Below are 19,205 nucleotides of genomic sequence, written 5' to 3'. Positions count from 1 at the left end.
TCATGAAACCACACAATCCATCATTAGGTTAAACTGTTTCAGAAACAGTGTCCTTAAACGTATACTGAATCACTTTTGCTTGGTCTTCAGATAACGTAGCATATCCTTCCTGACCAACACCGTTAACAGCGAAAGCTAAGCTTAGTTCCACATTATCTTCTGCTGTCGCATTTGGTGTAAATTCCGAAACATAAGCTTGATAATAAGTTGCTTTATATTTATCCGCGTCTTCACCAATTCCATTTTCTGCTTTGTTAATTTCCCAAATTTCAACAATTTCGCCATCTAATAATGCTTTTTTCATCTCGTTGACATGTGTGTCTCCTTTGGCAACAATCGAAGTTGCAGAGAAATCATATTCAACGGGACTCAAAGTATGGACATTTCCATCTTTCGTCACAGTGGCTTCTGACTCACGGGTTAAGCCATTTTCGTGTTCCGTTTGAAACGCCATTTTCCATGCGGGTCCTTCACTTGATTTGCTTAATAAACGATAAAGCAAAATAACGTCAATTCCTTTTAGTGCTTCCATTTTTCTTCCTCCTGTTTTTGGTTCAAACAAAATAGCTCCATTTTTGACCATCTTATTTGAATTTTTTTGAAACAAAAAACATTAATCTAAGTAGAAATCACCACCTTATAATAACTTCAAGAAAATCTTTCAATTCTAGTTTAGTTTTCTTCATTTTTAAGAAGCAAGTTAGTTCATTCTGAAATGTTTATTTTCTTGATGATATTATTTTAGCCTGTTGACTATGAAAAAAATTCCTGAGTTTTTCCATAGTTACAAACCTAACTCATCTGCAACAGTTTCAAAAAATTCATTTCTTAGTTCATAAGCCTTACTTTTACTAATAAACAAACGTTGACTCATTCCTAGTAAATTAACTGTTGCATTTTTTTGTAAATAGAGTTTTTCAATAATTTCTCTCGTATTTTCATCCGCACGCGCCAAACAATCTTTCACTACGTCACGATTCCTTTCCAAATTCCAAAGTCGGCGATCCATCGCAATGGTGATGGCCATTCTTTCAGTTGCTATACTATGGCTTCCTTGACCACGAATCGAACTATTTAAATCAGCTTCTATGAATGGATGACGTAATTCTTCTTCTCTTTGTTTAATATACGCATCTGTTTGATAATAGTCGGATAAAATATCCTTAATATAATTAAATGTTGATTTTCGCAAAATACTTCACTCCTAACTAATTTTATATAGGTAAAAAATATATTTTATTGTAAATTTCTCCTCTCACTATCTTCATAAAAAAATATAATTAACCAGATAAATCAAACTTACATTGACACAAATCCCAAAGTTCTATAAAATAAAAGTAACAAAACGACTCTTCTCATTCGTTTTGTGTTTCTATGAGTAATCTATAAACAATATTATCCCATTATTTTATAATTTACAATATTTTTATAAAAAAATATAAAAAAGGAGCTTTTACAATGATTTTATACGAAAGAGTTTCAGAACTTTCAAAAAAACAGGGAATCAGTTTAAACAAACTGGCAGAAGATATTGGATTATCTAAAAATGTGATTTATCAGTGGCGAACAAGTAGTCCAAAAGCTGAGACTCTTGAAAAAGTAGCAGAATATTTTCATGTTTCTGTAGATTATCTGCTTGGACGAACAGATACACCTGCTCTAGGAGATAAAGTAAAACTACCTGAGGATCTCGACAAAATTCTAGACAATGTGAAAAGCTTTGATGGAAAACCAATGACTGATAATGACAGAGAGGCCATTCGCGCATTTTTAGAAGGACGAATGAGTAAGTAAGGAGTCTTTTTTATGAAAACAATAAAGGAGCTACTCGCTAGTCATGGAATTGAGCTAGTCGTAATGGAATTAGAAAAAAGAGGCTATTATTTTGATGAGTTGAAACTGATGGTCGTTAATCAAAATCAATCGGAAGAAAAACAAAAACAAGTGATTCTTCATGAACTCTATCACGCTCTTAATCATTCAGATTTTAACGCGTTATACACTAATCCTGTCTTCCATTCAAAAATGGAAAACGAAGCAAATACTTCGATGATTAATTATTTGATTCAAGAAAATGATGGTCAATTCAACTACACAAGTGTGCTAGAAGAATTTAATTTGGGGTTAGGTTGGGAATGTCACCTGAATTAAAAAGCCACCCGCATAGCGGGTGGCTTTTTAATAGCCCTAGAAGGGCTCACTACTTACTGCTCCCTTCAAGGGAGCTTTTTTAAAAGACCGCGAACCGCTATCTCTCTATTTTTTTCTAGTCTTTATTTGCTAAATGGATCGCTGTACTCTCTTTTACTTATACTATCTCTTACTCGATCTTCCGCTTCTTGTTCTCGTATATATTTTGCAATTGTTTTTTGATTTAATCCTACAGTACTCACGTAATATCCTTTAGCCCAAAACGATCGATTCCCATAATTATATTTAAGATTCCCGTGACGCCCATGTATAATTACAGCACTTCTCTCTTTTAAATAGCCCATAAAACTTGATACACTCAGTTTAGGCGGGATTCTGACTAACATATGAATATGATCTGGCATCGCATGGGCTTCGATAATTTCTACCTCTTTCATTTCACACAGTTTTCTCAATATTTTCCCAATGTCTTGTCTCAACTTTCCATAAATGACTTTTCGTCTGTATTTTGGCGTAAACACAATATGATACTTACAATTCCATCGAGTATGTGCTAAACTTTTATCGTCATTTGACATAAAAAACTCCTTTCGATTTGATAACGGTTGGTAGCCTTTATCTAGTATATCGAAAGGAGTTTTATCGCTAAAGCTACTTCTTCCACGCGCAGTACGCGTGGTTTTTTTGTTTCAATCGCTTTAGCGATTGAAACCGACTAAAGTCATTAAAAAGATAAAACCCATTAGAGCCCTAAAGCTCCAATGGGTTTTATTGCACAATTATTTAACTGCGTCTTTCAATGCTTTACCTGGTTTGAATGCAGGTACTTTGCTAGCTGGGATTTCGATTTCTTCACCAGTTTGTGGGTTACGACCTTTGCGAGCTGCGCGTTCGCGAACTTCGAAGTTACCAAAACCGATTAATTGAACTTTTTCGCCGTTAGCTAAAGCATCTTGAATAGTTGAAAATACAGCGTCTACAGCTGCAGTTGCGTCTTTTTTAGTTAAATCAGTAGCTGAAGCAACTTTTTCGATTAATTCTGCTTTGTTTGCCATGGATTAGATTCACCTCCTCAACAAGAGATATGATGTAAAACATCAACCAATTAAACAATCTGAGTGGTCCAGAATGTTTAATAGAAATATTGACTTACTTCAATATTCTGTTATCACGATATCATATAAACCGCTTAATGGCAAGGTTTTTACTGATTTTAACGTGCTTTTTTTGGTCATTAAAACGTAATAAAAGAAAGTACCTTTATCCTTTGAAAAAAAAGAATGACTATGGTAAAATGCCTATTTTCTTCTTCTTGGAATGATTCGAATCGAAGTTCCTTCAAAAGTAAATGCCTTACGAATTTGATTTTCTAAAAATCGTTCGTAAGAAAAATGCATTAATTCTTCTTCATTAACAAATACCACAAAGGTTGGCGGCTTAACAGCCACTTGTGTTGCATAAAAAATCTTCAAACGTTTGCCTTTATCTGTTGGTGTTGGATTGATTGCCACAGCATCCATAATGATGTCGTTCAACACTGCAGATGAAACACGTAGATTTTGATTCATGCTGACATCTTCAATCATTTCTGGCAGACGATTCAAACGTTGTTTCGTCACTGCAGAAACAAAAACAATCGGTGCGTAGTCAAGATAACGGAACTCATCGCGGATTTCTTGTTCAAAATCACGCATTGTGTTCGTTTCTTTCTTTACTAAGTCCCATTTATTCACCACAATGATGACTCCGCGACCTGCTTCGTGTGCATATCCCGCAACACGTTTATCTTGTTCACGAATTCCTTCTTCAGCATTTAAGACCATCAAAACGATATCTGAACGATCAATAGCGCGCATAGCACGCATAACACTGTATTTTTCAGTATTTTCATACACTTTCCCGCGTTTTCTCATACCTGCTGTATCAATCATCAAGAATTTTTGACCATTTTCTGATACAAAATGAGTATCGATTGCATCACGAGTTGTTCCTTCAATGTCCGAAACGATTACACGATCTTCGCCTAAAATTGCATTGATTAAAGAAGATTTACCGACGTTTGGACGACCAATTAGACTAAATTTGATTGTATCATCGTCTTCTTCTTCCGTATCAGTGGCAAAATATTTGACTGCTTCATCTAAAATATCACCAATTCCCAGACCATGACTCCCAGAAACAGGGTATGGATCACCTAATCCTAATGCATAAAATTCATAAATATCATTACGCATTTCAGGATTATCTACTTTGTTAACTGCTAAGATAACAGGTTTATTACTGCGATATAAAATCTTTGCAACCATTTCATCCGCATCAGTGATACCTTCTCGTCCACTGACTACACAAATAATCACATCTGCTTCATCAATCGCGATTTCTGCTTGATGCTTGATTTGTTCCATAAATGGTTCGTCACCTAAATCAATCCCGCCTGTATCGATCACGCTGAATTCACGACCTAACCATTCGCCTTTTGCGTAAATACGATCGCGAGTCACTCCTGGAGTATCTTCGACAATCGAGATACGCTCGCCAGCGATGCGGTTAAAAATCGTAGACTTACCGACGTTCGGACGGCCAACGATTGCAATTGTTGGATTTGCCATATTTTTTCCTCCTCACAAGTTTCCAATCCTACTTAGTTTAACGAATGAACCCCAAACTTTCAAGCTTAGTTATTCAATTCATCCAACTATTTTACATTTTTCTTGATTATCTGTAATCAATAACGAAAAAAATAAGACCAAGACAAAAGCTTTCACTTTCGTCCCAGTCATAAACTGACGTTACTTAATTATTTATCTGATTCGTCGTCTGCTGTTTCTTCAACTTCTTCTTTTAAAGCATCACCTAAAATATCACCCATTGTGAATCCAGTATTTTCTTCTGGTAATTCATATGATTCAATATTTTTTGGTTCTTCTTCAGAAGCTGGTTTTTCTTCCAGTGCTTTGATACTTAAAGCAATACGATGTTCTTCTGGATTAACTTCTAACACTTTCACATCAATTGTTTGACCTTCTTGAAGTACTTCATGAGGTGTCGCAATATGTTTATGTGAAATTTGAGAGATATGAACAAGCCCTTCTACCCCAGGAAAAACTTCCACGAAAGCGCCAAAACTTGTTAGTCGTTTAACTGTGCCTTCTAAAACAGCTCCAACTGGTGCTTTGGCTTCAATGTCTGTCCAAGGTCCAGGCAATGTATCTTTGATTGATAGTGATACACGTTCTTGTTCAGGATTGATTGATAAAACTTTTACGTTTACTTCATCCCCAACAGCCAATGCATCACTTGGTTTTGCTACGTGAATGTGTGAAATTTCTGAAACGTGAACAAGTCCGTCGATTCCGCCTAAGTCAACAAAGGCACCAAAGTCAGTCAAGCGTGCAACACGCCCTTCAATGACATCACCTTCATGAATAGCAGTTAACACTTCTTTTTTCTTTTCTTCTTTTTCAGATTCAACTACTGCTTTATGAGAAAGGATCAAGCGATTTTCTGATGGTTCGATTTCAATAATCTTGAAGCTCAACGTTTGACCTTTATAATCTGAAAAATCAGCTACAAAGTGATCTTCAACCATTGATGCAGGTACAAATCCACGTACGCCAACATCAACAACTAAGCCACCTTTAACTACGTTTGTTACTGGTGCTTCGATAATTTTACCAGCTTGGAAGTCTTTTTCGATGTCTTCCCAAACTTTTTTTGCATCTAAACGGCGTTTTGATAATAAATAACTTCCGTTTTCTTTATCTTTACCAATTGTACTAATAACAACTAAGTCTAAAAGATCGCCTACATGAACAAGTTCATCAATGTCATCTACAGGTAATGTCGATAATTCTTTTGCTGGAACGACACCTTCAACGCCAGCACCTTCGATTCCAACAATTACTTGTTTGTCTTCAATAGCTAAAACTTCACCTTTAACTACATCGCCAACACTAACTTCTTGAACGCTCTTCATTGCATCTTCCATTGACTGATTGCTATCTGCTTGATTTTGATCAAATTCTGTCATAACACTTGTCCTCCTAACCAACATTATGCCGTAAATACGGTACTAATTTAAGTTTAATTGATTCTTAAAAAAAAATAAAGCGATTTCGCCCGGTTTATTTGAAAATTATTGACTTTCCGCCAATTTCATCGTTTTTTGTCAATTAATACTTACAGTTGGTAGCCTTTTTCAGAAACAACGTTTTTAATCATTGCTACCACTTCTAAAATAGATTTTCCAGTTGTATCAATTCGGACGGCATCTTCTGCTTGTTTCAACGGAGAAATTTCACGCGTTGAATCATAATGATCACGCTCTTGGATTTCTTTTGTTAGTGTTTCTAAGTCAGTTGGGATTCCTTTTTCTTGGTTTTCTTTATAACGGCGTTGTGCTCGTTCAGAAACACTCGCTACTAAAAAGATTTTGACCTCTGCATGTGGTAGTACGGCTGTCCCAATATCACGTCCGTCCATTACTACGCCACCGTTCTCACCAATTTGTTGTTGAATAGCAACCAGCTCTTCTCGAACTTTTCCATGTGCAGAAACCTCCGAAACAGCTTTCGTTACATCTGGTTGTCGAATTTCAGCTGTTACATCTTGTCCTGAAATAAACACATGTTGACCATCTGCTTGTTGTTGGAAAGAAATCGGATTTTCTTTAATCAAAGTAACTAATCCTGCTTCGTCAGCAAACGAAATTTGATGCTTGATTGCCAAATAAGTCACTGCTCGGTACATGGCTCCTGTATCTGTGTAAATATATTGAAAATCTTTTGCTAAAATTTTTGCTACAGTACTTTTGCCCGAAGAAGCCGGCCCATCAATTGCAATACTAATCTTTGTCATAAAAACGCTCCTCAAAAAAAAGCCGCAAAATGCGGCTCACATTATTTCACTCGTAATTCTTGTCCAGGATATAACATATAATTATTTGGATCCATTCCATTTAATTGGAATAGTTGATCAATGGTGATTCCAGCACGCTCAGCTACTTGTTTTGGTCCTTCACCTGCTTGAACAACTGTCGTTGAACCAGCTGCCACTTCTGTTGATGAAGAAGGCGTTGTTTCTGCTTCTTGTGCTACTGTTTCACTTGAAGCTGGTGGTGTAACTGGTGCAACTGAACTTGAAGTTTCAGGCTCAGTGATACTTGATTCTACTGTTTCAGAGCTTTGAACTGTTTCAGTAGTTGAAGAAACAGTTGTTGACTCTTCTTTTGAACTCATAGTTGAACTTTCAACAATTGATGAAGTTGTCGATGTTGAAGACGAACTTGCTGCATTATTACTTGAACCATTTCTAATCCAGAAGTAAGCACCTGCTGGGATTGCGATACAAAGTACTAATAAAAACAAAAAGAGTGACAAGAAAACAGTGTTTCCTTTCTTTTGCTGTCTTTGAGAGCTTCTTGAAGAATTTTCATCTTCTGTGTCATAAATTGGTTGCTCCCATGGTTCTTGTGTTTCGTTATTTTCTGATGATTGATGTCTATCTTTTCTGCTCACCTTTGCTACCTCCTAATTTCTTTCGTGAGTATTATACCATAGGAAAATGGGCCATGCCTAAAAAAATTACCCCTCCACGTTTTTTTTAAATAAATTTAGTAAAATCTCTTCCCAGTTATTCTCAAAATTACTTGTTCCTACTTTTGTTTCTGCTAAAAGGAGCCATGATGCTTCATCAATGTCACAACAATTTTGTGGTTTTTCTGTCAATTTTTCGCCAAAATAGTTCAAAATAAATTCTCTGCGACAAGTCGTTGCATGAATATAACGTAACATTTGATATAAACGAAACTGCTTCTCTTTTTCTTGAATCTTTAATTTTTCCATCCATTGATCTGGCTGATTTGTTTTTTTGACAATTTCTAGCCATTTTTGCTGAAGTTCGTCAAAGGGTTGTTCGATCTCTTGCTCATGTGCTAAATAAATTTCAAAACCTTGACGCTGCTCTTTCGCTAATTGATTAAAAAAATGATGAATCACTTCATCTCCTGTTTGATACAATAAAATTGCTGTACTTGGCTTCTGATCGCGGCCAGAACGTCCAATTTCTTGTACATAATTTTCCAGACTATCTGGTAAATCATAATGGATAATATAACGAATATCCGCTTTGTCTATCCCCATACCAAATGCGTTTGTTGCAATTAAAAATTGCAATTGATTTTGGGAAAATTGTTGCTGTAACTGGCGTCTTTGGCTTGCATCTAGACCACCGTGATAGTAGCCAATTGAAAAGCGACCACGCAATTCTGCATACAAACGCTCCACTTCTTTTTTAGTTGCACAGTAAATAATGGTTGCGCCATTGATTTCTTTCATAATGGCTTCTAGCTCAGCTGCCTTTTGAGTTGTTTCCCTTACAAATAGAGCGATATTTTCTCTGTTCACAGAATGCTTAACGATTTTGGGTTTGTTAGTAAATAACACAGTTTCAATATCTTGTTGAACTGCGCTTGTTGCTGTAGCTGTAAGTGCCAAAGTCACTGGAATCGCTAATTGTGTTCTTATTTCGCCCAAACGTTGATATTCTGGGCGAAAATCAACCCCCCATTGTGAAACACAATGTGCTTCATCAACCACAAAAAGACCGATTTTTTGTCTTTTTAATTGTGTTAATATTTCTGATTGCACTAACATTTCCGGGCTTAAAAATAAAAATTTGTATTGAGATAAATGCTCCATAACGTATTTCCGTTCTGAAAAAGTCAGCAAACTATTAAATGCTACAACTCTTTTTTCTCCCATTTTTTGCAACTGCATAACCTGATCTTCCATTAGCGATAGCAAGGGTGAAACCACAATGACCAAACCTTCCGATAGATATCCAGTTAACTGGTAACATAAACTTTTCCCATTTCCAGTTGGCAAGACAGCTAGTACGTCGTCTTTATCCAGCAATGTTTGAATAATTTCTTCTTGGCCTGGACGAAAAGTTGAAAAGCCAAAATAACGTTTTAACTCAGCTGATAAGTTCATCTTTTTGGCCTCCTTTTAATGCTCGTATTTGATAAAAACGAAATTCACCATAATCAAGTGTACCTGTTTCATTTAACTCTTGGTAACGCCAAGTTTGAACAGGAGCTGTTTGACTAGCTAATAATTGGTTCGTCTCTTTTGAAATCAACTGATCAAACGGAAAGTCGTCTAAGAACAAGGCCCATTCAACTAGATGATCCGTGATTGTCCCCTTTTTCAAATGACGACGTGCCATAATTTCAGTAAGTGAATATCCTTCAAGAAAAAGTTGCCGTGTAACCAGCATACTTTGATTGTAATTTTGTGCCACAACAGGTAAAAGCAACTGAGCCAATAAGAAATCCGGAAACTGTTTCAATTGGCTCAAAAAAGCGTGAACAGCTTGCGCCTGTTGTAAATAAATTGTCGTTTCATCCTCGTTCGTCTCAATTAGCTGATAAGGCAGTAAACCGATTTGTTCAAAACCAGAAAACTGATTGGCTAATAAATTGGCCTGCTCTGTCGTTAGTTTGCTTAAACAAGCCGATAGCTCGTGATAAAAAGTATCAGCTAGCTGTTCTTTTGAACAATCGCTATGGGCTAGCCAAGATTTGATTCTAGTTGTATAAAATGGGCTAGTCTCTGCAGGTAAGTAATCTGACTGACTTACAGCTAAATATGAAACAACTTGAATTGCGAATTTTGTCAGTCGCCACACCTCTTCCCAGTTTCTACCGTAGAGGTCAAAATGTAATTCAGGATATAAGACATTCAATTTCTCTTGACGTTCTCTCCCTCTCGCTGTCAAGAAAACTTCATTTTCTTCAATTTGAATCAAGCCTGATGTTTCTAACTCAGTTAATCGTTGCTGGTAGGTTTCCTGAGTTAGTTCTGGTAAACTACTGTGAGCTGGCAACAATTCATTCAAGAAACCAAAAATCAATACTGAAGTTGTTTTTTTACCTGTCAGTAATTGATAAAAAGAACTGACTCGCAACTTGTTTCTTGTAGGAAATAAAGATAGAATAAATGAAAGCATAGCAATTCTCCTTAAGTTAGGATGGTTAAAAATGTCACTATTATGTAAACTTGTACCCGAACGTTGTATTGCTTGCGGTCTTTGTCAAATTGAGGCCCCTGATATTTTTGATTACGATGAAGAAGGAATCGTGCTTTTTGCACAAGAACCAGAAGCACATCAACAATTTGTCACTGAAGCAGAAACTGAGTATGTAAAGAAAGCCTATCAGAAGTGTCCCGTTCGAGCAATACTATTGGAGGAACAAAACTAATTTGTCATTACTTCGGCAATTCAATTATGAGTTTCATAAGAAGAGTTGTCTATAAAATAGGATGAGCAAAGCTTCTGCTCAAAAAAAAACGTGAGTCCAATCAGAAACCGTCTGAAAAAATTAGCTCAATCGCTACTTTTTCAAGCTGTTTCGCTAGACTCACGTTTTTTACTTACTAGTGGTGAAAGGGATTACCAACCATTTTGCTTCAACCAATTTTCAATCGTATTTACAAGAGCGATTTGCTGGTCTTCGTTCGTAATTTCTGCTTCTCCATCTTTTTTCTGTTCACCATATGCACCAAATCCACTGTGGTTTCCACCATTAATCACCACATACTTTGTTTGTGCAGGTAAGTATTGTTTGGCCTCTTCATATGCTTCGTGATTTAATACTTGATCTTTTGATGCCGTAATTGAAAGTACCGGAATTTTCGACTGAGATAGTTCTCCTTTTTTGTCAGGATAACTTGCTAAGAAAAAAATGCCTTTATTCTTATCTGTTACATTTTGAGAAACATACCGACTACTCATTACCCCGCCAAGTGAATGTCCGCCAAAAACAAAGGTGCGATCAGGAAAATCCTCAATCACTTTTTCTGCACGATTTTTATCTAGTATTGCTAGATTGAGTGGCATTTTAACAATTGCCACATCGTAGCCAGTTTCAGAAAGTTTATTTGCCCAAACACTGTAACTTTCTGGCTCAACTAAAGCACCTGGATAAAAAATAATGATTGGATGTTGTTGTGCCAGTTTCTTTTTTGGACTTTTAAAAAAAAGATACTCCTTATTATCAATTGCTTTTTTACTGGTTGTTAATGCGGTTTGGCTTGGTTCATAAGTATTTTCTTTTAAATAATAATAGCTTCCAACACTAATCAAAACTAAAATAACCAGTAAGCCTAAAAATATTTTTCCTAATTTTTTCAAGCAACCACCCTCCTTCAATCATCTTTTAATTTATTATACGTGTATTTCAAAAAAATGACGAAAGAAATTTCTTAATTGCTTCAAAAAAAGAGATGTGACAGCATCGTCACACCTCTTTGATTAAACCTTGTACAAAAAATTTTCTCTCATAGAATTAAGATGTTTCTATAAGATTACTCACAAGCTACTTATTTTGCACACAAGCGATAAACAGCTTCAGCATAAATTTCCATTGCTTTATACATGCTGCTTAATTCCCAACGTTCGTTGGCTTGGTGCATGAAATCTGGTGTATCAGGGAACATTGCTCCAAATGCCACACATTGATTCATTGTACGAGCAAAAGTTGCGCCACCTGAAACAAATGGTTCAGTCATGTCGCCAGTGATATCACGATAAGTTTGCAAAAGATTTTTTACTAGTTCACTATCTAGTGGCACGTATAGTGAATCTAAGAAATCAAAATCTTCATAAGTTAGTTCATATTTTTTAGCTGTTTCTGTTAGTTTTGCTACTAAATCATCTTTTTTAAATGTTACTGGAATACGCATGTCTACACCAATTTTTGTTTGTTCTGGTGTAATTTCTAAACTAGCAAAATTCATTGTTAATTCGCCAGATTGTTCATCTTTCGTCTTTCCAACAACATTTTCACCCGTTGCGTTTTCTTTCACTAATTTACCTAAGAAATCAATTGGTGCAAAATCAAAGACTTCAGCTAAAGCCATAGACAAACGTGAAATAGCATTTACGCCTTCTGGTGCATCCTTCGCATGAATGCTTTTTCCAAGAACAATAATTGAGTCACCATGATCTTCAAAATCAAAACCAAGTTTGTTCAATGCTTCTTTCACTTCTTCTAATTTTTCACCAGCGTATGGTGCAGCATCAGGAACGACGTTTAATGCGCCACCTGCTTTCACAGAAAAATCAGATGTACCAGGACCTGTCAAATAGGCTTGTAGTAATCCTTTTTCAGCATAAATCAATGGGAATTCAGCATCCGGTGCAAAACCTTGTGTGATTCCTTCTTCTTTTTCATTGTATTTATCTAAGCAGCGCCATAAGTTTTCTTCATCTGTCCCAAAAATAAAGCGAATCCGTGTATTAAATTCAATTCCAGCATCCATCAATGATTTAACAGCATACATTGCCGCAATTGATGGTCCTTTATCATCTTGTGATCCACGTCCAATCAACCAGCCATCTTTTACAGTTGGATCAAACGGCTTTGTATCCCAATTTTTTTCATCCCCAGCAGGAACAACGTCCATGTGACACAAAATACCAAATAATTTATCACCAGAACCAACTTCTGAATAACCATAATAGCCTTCTGGGTCTTTAAATGTGCGGAAGCCTAATTCTTCACTGATTGCTAAAACCTTATCTAATGCTTCAACAACTTTTGTTCCGAAAGGATGGCCTTTCCCAGTATCCTCTTCATCTAATACAGAAGGGATTCTGATTAGTTCATTAAGTGATTGTAACGCTTGTTCATGATGTTCTTTTGTAACAAATTGTTTCATTCCACTTACCTCCTAATAAGATAAAAGACCCGATAGTTTGCCTACCGAGTCTTCTTAAAGCCAACTCAGTTAGCTTTGTTTACTTTATTATTTAATGATAGATGTTTCTAACTGTTTTGTCTAGGCAAAACTAAATCATTGCCGCAACACCGAGAATCACACAGATAGCTACAAATAAAATAGCAATCAGTTTACCTGTGAATTTCCACCAAACAGAGATGTCAAAACGAGCAATCGCAACAGCCCCCATAACAATAGCAGAAGTTGGTGTAATCAAGTTAACCAATCCAGAAGCAGATTGATAAGCAGTGATAACTAAGTCTTTACCTACACCAGCAAATTCACCCATTGGTCCCATAATTCCCATTGTAGCCGCAGCTAAACCTGATGTTGATGGAATCAAGAATGACATTGGGATATAGAAGATGAACGTAATGATGATGAACACGCTTGAAGATAATGTGCTCAATCCTTGTTCTCCCCAGTGTAAAATAGTATCAGTAATCAAACCATTGTTCATAACAACTTGGATACCACGAGCAACAGCAACAACGATTGCTACGCCGATCAAGTCTGATGCACCAGCTAGGAATTCTGAAATAAATTCAGATTCTTTCATGCCGTATGTGAATGCAACAACGATTGCCATAACTAGGAATAACATAGTGATTTCTGGGAAGTACCAGTCACCAAGTGGTAACATGTCAATCCCTAATACTGTACCAATTACAGGAAGTCCTGTTAACCAGTTTGTTAATGATTCAAAAATAGTAAAGTTTTCATTCAATGTTGTCCAAGGAATCAAACTGATGATCATGATACCAAACGTAATAAAGAATAAAATATTAACAGATTTTTGTTTGCTTGTAATTGTTTCTTGACGACCAATCGATTCGATATCGAAATGTTTCATGTCTTCTTGTCGTTGGCTATAAACCAAAGACTTGGTTGGATCTTTTTCGATTTTTGAAGCATAACGATAAACATAAACGATTGAAATACCTAATAAAATCACAAACATCAAGAAACGTAAGCCAATTCCTTCACCCATTGAGATACCAACAGCTTGAGAAGCTACCCCTGTGGCAAACGGATTAACAGTTGATGCCAAACAGCCTACTTGCGAACCAACTAAAACGATTGCAACAGCTACTACAGTATCAAAACCAACCGCCATCATAACTGGAATTAGTAATGCATAAAAAGGAATTGTTTCTTCGGCCATTCCGTAAGTTGAACCACCTAAAGCGAATAAAATCATTAACACAGGAATCAACATTTTTTCTTTGCCTTTAAATTTCTTAACGACAGAAGCGATTCCGGCATCTAATGCACCCGTTTTATTGATAATTCCTAAAAATCCACCCACAATCAAGATAAAGAACGAAATCGGAATAGCAGCTGGTGTCGCACTTGTTAGCTCACCTGCTTCAACCCCCAACATCCCATTGATTGGTGCCATGAAAATATCCCAAAGACCTTGTGGATTTTGTTTTACTCGTTGATAAGATCCAGCAATGATGTTGCCTGCATCATCTACACTATAGTGACCAGCCGGAATAAACCAAGTAAGGACAGCGATAATTGCAATGATAATGAATAAGACCGTATACGCTGACGGCATCTGAAATTTTTTCTTTTTTTGTTCCATTTTCTTCTTCCTTTCCCTTTTTCATTTTTTAGAATCAAGTAACATTGGTTCTATCGTTATTTTATCAAAAAGAGCGGCAGAACAAAAATAATATCTCAAATAAATGATACTTTTTGTTCATAAAACCATTTATAATGACGAATCATTGCCTCCTTTCAGCTAAGATACTTCTTTCAAAGTAATTGTAGCCTGTCTTTTTGTTTTTCAAACAAACCTATTCGTCATTTGAAAAGAGAAGAATTTCACATTCGTTCATTACAAATTCATGTTTATGCATAAAAAAATAAAATACTCAATAACAACTAATAAAACGTTTACATTTGCGGTTTTATTGCATTTTTTTTCAAAAAAAAAGGACCAAAAAATTACTGGTCCTTTTGAATATACATTTTAAATCGTATGTCTTTGTTCTAAGGCATGCTGTTTACGACTTAACCAAGGTAATAACTTAGCATGTAAAACTAAGAAAGCAGCACTAACGATAAATCCTTTGATTAAGTTAAACGGAACAATTCCAATCAATACATAATTAACCAACGGCATACCTAGCATTTGATTAGCATTCAATCCAAAAAACATAAGATATAATGGTGTAATAACAAAATAGTTTGCGATACTCATGAAAATTGTCATTGCTAAAGTTCCTGTGACAACACCTAAAATTTTGTTTCTATTCGCATGTTTTTTATTTTGTTTGAAGAAGTAGAAAATTGGTAACGTAAAAATTGTCGTTGCCAAAAAACTTGCAACATCACCAACTAAATTGTCTGGTGAAAATCCTGTTGTCACCAAATGTAAAAGTGAGCGTAAGAAAGCTGTTGCGACACCAGCTACCGGCCCGAATAAAAACATACTGATCAAGACAGGTATATCACTAAAATCAATTTTTAAAAAACTAAATGCCGGCATAATTGGAAAAGCAATAAATTGCAAAACCAATCCGATTGCAGCAAACATCGCTACCATGACCATTTTTTGTACCCGTGTGTTCTTCATTTGAAATCCTCCTGTTAGGACTCCTCTTCAGCGAACTATCCAACTAATTTTTTCAAACAAAAAAACTCTACTTTTACAGGGAAAATAGAGTTAGAGTTATCTGATAAATGATTAGTCAAATAAGCTCTATCTTCTTTATCCAGACTTTACTGTCGGTATCGGAATTTCACCGATTCAGCTATTTCTTAGAGAAATAGGTCGTGGACTGTAACCACCGGTCGGGAATTGCACCCTGCCCCTGAAGACGAACCTTTTATATTATTTTGTTTACACTTACATTATACATAGCCTTGAAAAAAAAGCAACATTTAGTTCTTACAAAAAGTAAGCTGTCATTTTGAATGATTTAATAATGTACTGATTTCTTTTTTGTTTAATTCACGATACTCTCCTGGACGTAGCCCTTGAAGAGTCAGATCACCATATTTTTCTCGTTTCAGTTTTTGTACGGGTAAGCCAACTGCCTGTAGCATGTTTTTCACTTGGTGATTACGTCCTTCATGAATTGTTAACTCAACAATACTGTGATTCGTTTTAGGATCAACTGACAAGATTTGAACTTTAGCAGGTGCCGTTCTTCGTCCTTCTAGTTTAATTCCTTTCGTTAAAGGAGATAGCACCGATTTTGTAGCGATTCCTTTTACTTTTGCAACATAGACTTTATCTACCTCATGCTTTGGATGCGTCAAACGTTGCGCAAATTCACCATCATTTGTTAATAGTAAAATACCAGATGTATCATAATCAAGGCGTCCTACAGGATAAATTCGTTCTTTTACCATCGGCAACAAGTCAGTAACCACTTTTCGGTTTTTATCATCTGATACTGCAGAAATGACCCCTTTTGGCTTATAAAGTAAATAGTAACCATATTCTTCTTGATAAATTGGCACTTCGTCTACTTCAACAACATCGTGTTTTCCAACTTTTACACCTAATTCTCGCACAACTGTGCCGTTGACTTTTACCCGACCAGCTAAAATAAATTCTTCTGCTTTTCTTCGAGAAGTAATTCCCGCATGCGCGATTACTTTTTGCAATCTTTCCATTACATTTTTTCTCCTTCGCTCACTCCATCAAAAAATAAATCCAATGATTCATCATCTTTTAACGCGTTTTCTAATTCTTGTGTATCTGGCAACTCAGTTAAATCTTTTAATCCAAAATAATCAAGGAAATAGCCAGTTGTTCCATACAAAATGGGACGACCAGGACCTTCCACCCGCCCTTTTTCTTCAATTAGCTTATGAGCAACCAATCGCTGAACGGGACCAGAAGCTTGGACACCTCTGATTTGTTCGATTTCTGTACGTGTAATTGGTTGTTTGTAAGCAATGATTGCTAACGTTTCAACTGCTGCTTGTGATAACGTATTTGATGATCCTTGCGCATATTTTTTTAAGAGTGGCGCTAATTCTTTCTTAGTTGTTAAGACGAAATGGTCTTCTGTTTCAAAAATGTGTAACGCTGAATCAAGAGTTGCTTGGTATTTTTTTTCTAAGGCTAAAATCAATTCAGCTAATTCTTGTTTATCAACATTCAATAAATAGCTTAGTTCTTCACTACCGATTCCTGCTTCGCCGGCCACAAAAAGGATAGCTTCTAGTTCACTTAATTTTGTCATTCGTTGTATCTCCTACTACTGGATAAAGCATGATTGAATCATAATTTTCAGCCTGCTCAGCAAAAATCTGTCCATTTTTCATCAGTTCAAGTAACGCTATGAAGGTCGTCACGACTTCTGCTTTTGTTGGTGCTTCAAAAAATGATTCAAATGTACAGCCCGCTTGACTGTTCACTAGCTTTTCCTTAATAAAACTCATACGTTCTTCGATTGTCGTGTCGTCTGGGGCAATCGTCTTTTCCACTTTTTGTGAAAATTGTTTGCGCTCCAAAATGGCTTGCATCGCCCGAAATAAATCGACTTTTTTTACTTGTCCACGTTTGAGAGGCAATTCTTTTTCTGCTAAGTCTTCTACCATCGTTGGCTCTTTTGAGTAATATAAACTACGTTCCTCAGCTTTTTCAACTAGTTTTTCTGCTGCATACTTGTACTTTCGATATTCTAAAAGTTGCGTAACCAATTCGTCTCGTGGATCTTCTTCCCACGTTAAATCATCTTCAATGGCGAGTTCCTGAACAGGCAATAATGTTTTACTTTTGATTGCCATCAATGTAGCTGCCATCACCAGGTATTCTCCCGCTAGCGCTAGCTCCATTGTTTTCATCGTATGAATATAGTTCATGTATTGCTCAGTAATTGTCGCAATTGGAATGTCATAAATATCAATTTCCATTTGCTGAATCAAATGAAGCAATAAATCCAGTGGTCCTTCAAAAATATCTAGTTTAATATTGATTTCAGTCAAATGATTCACTCTTTCTTCATTATGCTTCATTGCCATTTAGACAAGTAAGGTTTCGTAACCTCAGTTGCTAAAAAAGTCACTTCTGGATATTTTTCTTGAAGCTCATTTAGCATCAAGAATCCCATGTTTTCTCCTCGATAAGAAGGGTTCAACGAAATATCATGAATGACTAATTGATTCTTGTCGATCCATTCAATACCGATAATTCCTTGAATATTTGTCGAGTCTTCTGGTGTGAAGAAAAACAGTTCATAATCATTTTCTGCCTCATAAACATCGATTTCTTTTAACAAATCGGTTTGATCCGTCAATTTTTTATGAAAGCTTAATAAGCCCATTGCAATTTTTCGGTTCTCTTTTCGGTAATGTGTTAACATTGTTTCACCTTCCTCTGATTAAGCCCTTGGAAAATGCTGCTTGTAAACATCTGTCATTCTTTTCTTAGTGATATGTGTATAGATTTGTGTTGTTGAGATGTCTGCATGTCCCAATAGTTCTTGTACCGTCCGTAAGTCTGCTCCGTTTTCCAATAAATGTGTAGCAAAACTGTGACGTAAAGTATGTGGTGTGACATCTTTACGAATACCTGCTTGTTGTACTAATTGTTTTAAATTTTTCCAGATTCCTTGTCGAGAGAGTCCTTTTCCATGATTGTTTACAAATACATGTAGTTCGGAAGTATCCTTTACTAACAGAGGGCGCGCTTCATCCAAATAACGTTCTAACCATTGAATTGCATAGTCTCCTAAAGGAATGATTCGTTCTTTATCTCCCTTACCAATTGTTTGTAATAAGCCGAGGGAAAGATGAAGATCACCTAATTTTAGACTGATTAATTCACTGACCCGCATGCCAGTTGCATACATGACTTCCAAAATTGCTCGGTCGCGAATCCCTAATGTTTTGGATGTATCTGGTGTTTCAATCAATGTTTCGACTTCTTTAAGTGTCAATGTACTTGGTAATTTTTGCGCCTTCTTTGGTGTATCAATATGCTGCATAGGATCATGGTCTGTATAGCGTTCTTGTCGCAAAAACTGATGAAATCTTCTTAAGCTAGAAATCATTCGAGTAATCGTCGCAGTCGCCTTTTGTTCTTCATGTAGTTTTTCTAAATACTGAATAACTAGATAACGATCGACCATTTGCCAAGAGGTAATCTTCTTTTCTTCCATAAAATGCAAATATTGTTCCAAATCACGTTCATAACTTTTACGCGTATTGGCCGAGAGTCCACGTTCAATATTCAAATAATGAAGGTACTCACTTAGTTCTTCTTTCATACTATAACCCACCTCATGCTTTCTCTATCAT

The 19,205-nt window shown here is 36.1% G+C and carries 22 protein-coding genes and 1 riboswitch; of the genes, 3 read left to right on the top strand and 19 right to left on the bottom strand.

Translation table 11 applies throughout. From position 1 onward, the window contains the following. Window positions 1–28 precede the first annotated feature (28 nt). Together AB3I20_RS10430 and AB3I20_RS10425 are read right to left on the bottom strand one after the other, a co-directional pair. Window positions 29–532 carry a phage major tail protein, TP901-1 family gene (locus AB3I20_RS10430; protein ID WP_067485098.1) on the bottom strand — a complete coding sequence of 168 codons (504 nt, stop codon included), beginning with the start codon at window positions 530–532 and terminating at the stop codon, window positions 29–31. Between the two features lie 252 nt (window positions 533–784). Continuing rightward, window positions 785–1,192: a transcriptional regulator gene (locus tag AB3I20_RS10425; protein ID WP_067484901.1), complete on the bottom strand. Its 408-nt coding sequence runs from the start codon at window positions 1,190–1,192 to the stop codon at window positions 785–787. Between the two features lie 266 nt (window positions 1,193–1,458). Here AB3I20_RS10425 and AB3I20_RS10420 point away from each other — a divergent pair, with 266 nt between their 5' ends. Both AB3I20_RS10420 and AB3I20_RS10415 read left to right on the top strand, forming a co-directional pair. Next, window positions 1,459–1,794, top strand: coding sequence for a helix-turn-helix domain-containing protein (locus AB3I20_RS10420; RefSeq protein ID WP_071869064.1), 336 nt, complete (start codon window positions 1,459–1,461; stop codon window positions 1,792–1,794). Between the two features lie 12 nt (window positions 1,795–1,806). Beyond that, window positions 1,807–2,151 carry an ImmA/IrrE family metallo-endopeptidase gene (locus AB3I20_RS10415; protein ID WP_368027288.1) on the top strand — a complete coding sequence of 115 codons (345 nt, stop codon included), beginning with the start codon at window positions 1,807–1,809 and terminating at the stop codon, window positions 2,149–2,151. A gap of 122 nt (window positions 2,152–2,273) precedes the next feature. Here AB3I20_RS10415 and tnpA read toward each other — a convergent pair whose 3' ends face one another. The 8 genes from tnpA to AB3I20_RS10375 form a co-directional block, all read right to left on the bottom strand. Beyond that, a complete protein-coding gene (gene tnpA / locus AB3I20_RS10410; protein WP_368027287.1) occupies window positions 2,274–2,729 on the bottom strand; it encodes an IS200/IS605 family transposase in 456 nt (151 codons plus the stop codon). A gap of 201 nt (window positions 2,730–2,930) precedes the next feature. Continuing rightward, on the bottom strand, window positions 2,931–3,206 hold the full coding sequence (locus tag AB3I20_RS10405) for an HU family DNA-binding protein (protein WP_002290178.1): 276 nt from the start codon (window positions 3,204–3,206) through the stop codon (window positions 2,931–2,933). Window positions 3,207–3,449: 243 nt separating this feature from the next. Next, the gene (gene der, locus AB3I20_RS10400) at window positions 3,450–4,760 is read right to left on the bottom strand and encodes a ribosome biogenesis GTPase Der (protein ID WP_067484889.1); all 1,311 of its coding nucleotides are present in this window, start codon (window positions 4,758–4,760) and stop codon (window positions 3,450–3,452) included. Between the two features lie 188 nt (window positions 4,761–4,948). After that, a complete protein-coding gene (gene rpsA, locus AB3I20_RS10395; RefSeq protein WP_368027286.1) occupies window positions 4,949–6,181 on the bottom strand; it encodes a 30S ribosomal protein S1 in 1,233 nt (410 codons plus the stop codon). 149 nt (window positions 6,182–6,330) lie between these two features. Next, window positions 6,331–7,008: a (d)CMP kinase gene (cmk, locus tag AB3I20_RS10390; RefSeq protein WP_071869061.1), complete on the bottom strand. Its 678-nt coding sequence runs from the start codon at window positions 7,006–7,008 to the stop codon at window positions 6,331–6,333. A gap of 41 nt (window positions 7,009–7,049) precedes the next feature. Continuing rightward, a complete protein-coding gene (locus AB3I20_RS10385) occupies window positions 7,050–7,667 on the bottom strand; it encodes an SAG1386/EF1546 family surface-associated protein (RefSeq protein ID WP_067484880.1) in 618 nt (205 codons plus the stop codon). Window positions 7,668–7,733: 66 nt separating this feature from the next. Continuing rightward, window positions 7,734–9,143, bottom strand: coding sequence for an ATP-dependent DNA helicase RecQ (locus tag AB3I20_RS10380; protein WP_368027285.1), 1,410 nt, complete (start codon window positions 9,141–9,143; stop codon window positions 7,734–7,736). Continuing rightward, window positions 9,127–10,161 carry a helix-turn-helix domain-containing protein gene (locus AB3I20_RS10375; protein WP_368027284.1) on the bottom strand — a complete coding sequence of 345 codons (1,035 nt, stop codon included), beginning with the start codon at window positions 10,159–10,161 and terminating at the stop codon, window positions 9,127–9,129. Before AB3I20_RS10375 ends, AB3I20_RS10380 begins: the two co-directional genes overlap by 17 nt. 31 nt (window positions 10,162–10,192) lie before the next feature. Between AB3I20_RS10375 and AB3I20_RS10370 the strand changes: the two genes are divergently transcribed. Beyond that, window positions 10,193–10,414 (top strand): ferredoxin, encoded by a 222-nt coding sequence (locus tag AB3I20_RS10370; RefSeq protein ID WP_067484872.1) that lies wholly within the window; start codon window positions 10,193–10,195, stop codon window positions 10,412–10,414. A gap of 191 nt (window positions 10,415–10,605) precedes the next feature. Here the strand turns inward: AB3I20_RS10370 and AB3I20_RS10365 are convergent, their stop codons facing one another. From AB3I20_RS10365 to xerD, 9 genes are all read right to left on the bottom strand, one after another. Continuing rightward, window positions 10,606–11,346, bottom strand: coding sequence for an alpha/beta hydrolase (locus AB3I20_RS10365; protein ID WP_368027283.1), 741 nt, complete (start codon window positions 11,344–11,346; stop codon window positions 10,606–10,608). A gap of 188 nt (window positions 11,347–11,534) precedes the next feature. Then, window positions 11,535–12,875, bottom strand: coding sequence for a M20 family metallopeptidase (locus AB3I20_RS10360; RefSeq protein ID WP_075491236.1), 1,341 nt, complete (start codon window positions 12,873–12,875; stop codon window positions 11,535–11,537). Window positions 12,876–13,005: 130 nt separating this feature from the next. Next, window positions 13,006–14,526, bottom strand: coding sequence for a YfcC family protein (locus tag AB3I20_RS10355; protein WP_071869055.1), 1,521 nt, complete (start codon window positions 14,524–14,526; stop codon window positions 13,006–13,008). Between the two features lie 390 nt (window positions 14,527–14,916). Continuing rightward, window positions 14,917–15,522, bottom strand: coding sequence for an ECF transporter S component (locus tag AB3I20_RS10350; protein ID WP_067484859.1), 606 nt, complete (start codon window positions 15,520–15,522; stop codon window positions 14,917–14,919). A gap of 124 nt (window positions 15,523–15,646) precedes the next feature. Next, window positions 15,647–15,772, bottom strand: a riboswitch (FMN riboswitch). Window positions 15,773–15,854: 82 nt separating this feature from the next. After that, entirely contained in the window at window positions 15,855–16,571 is a 717-nt protein-coding gene (locus AB3I20_RS10345; RefSeq protein ID WP_067484857.1) for a pseudouridine synthase, read from the bottom strand. Then, window positions 16,571–17,146, bottom strand: a complete 576-nt coding sequence (gene scpB / locus AB3I20_RS10340; protein ID WP_067484853.1) for an SMC-Scp complex subunit ScpB — start codon at window positions 17,144–17,146, stop codon at window positions 16,571–16,573. Before scpB ends, AB3I20_RS10345 begins: the two co-directional genes overlap by 1 nt. Further along, window positions 17,130–17,900 carry a segregation/condensation protein A gene (locus AB3I20_RS10335; RefSeq protein ID WP_280522225.1) on the bottom strand — a complete coding sequence of 257 codons (771 nt, stop codon included), beginning with the start codon at window positions 17,898–17,900 and terminating at the stop codon, window positions 17,130–17,132. The genes scpB and AB3I20_RS10335 overlap by 17 nt, the downstream gene beginning before the upstream one ends. Window positions 17,901–17,917: 17 nt before the next feature. Then, the gene (locus AB3I20_RS10330) at window positions 17,918–18,268 is read right to left on the bottom strand and encodes a GNAT family N-acetyltransferase (protein WP_067484850.1); all 351 of its coding nucleotides are present in this window, start codon (window positions 18,266–18,268) and stop codon (window positions 17,918–17,920) included. Window positions 18,269–18,286: 18 nt separating this feature from the next. Next, a complete protein-coding gene (gene xerD, locus AB3I20_RS10325) occupies window positions 18,287–19,174 on the bottom strand; it encodes a site-specific tyrosine recombinase XerD (protein ID WP_067484847.1) in 888 nt (295 codons plus the stop codon). Window positions 19,175–19,205 lie beyond the last annotated feature (31 nt).

It is taken from the genome of Enterococcus sp. C50, from assembly GCF_040887505.1.
Taxonomy (GTDB): Bacteria; Bacillota; Bacilli; order Lactobacillales; family Enterococcaceae; genus Enterococcus_B; species Enterococcus_B thailandicus.
Note: the sequence above shows the minus strand (reverse complement) of the source record. Positions and strands in the feature narration are given on the sequence as shown.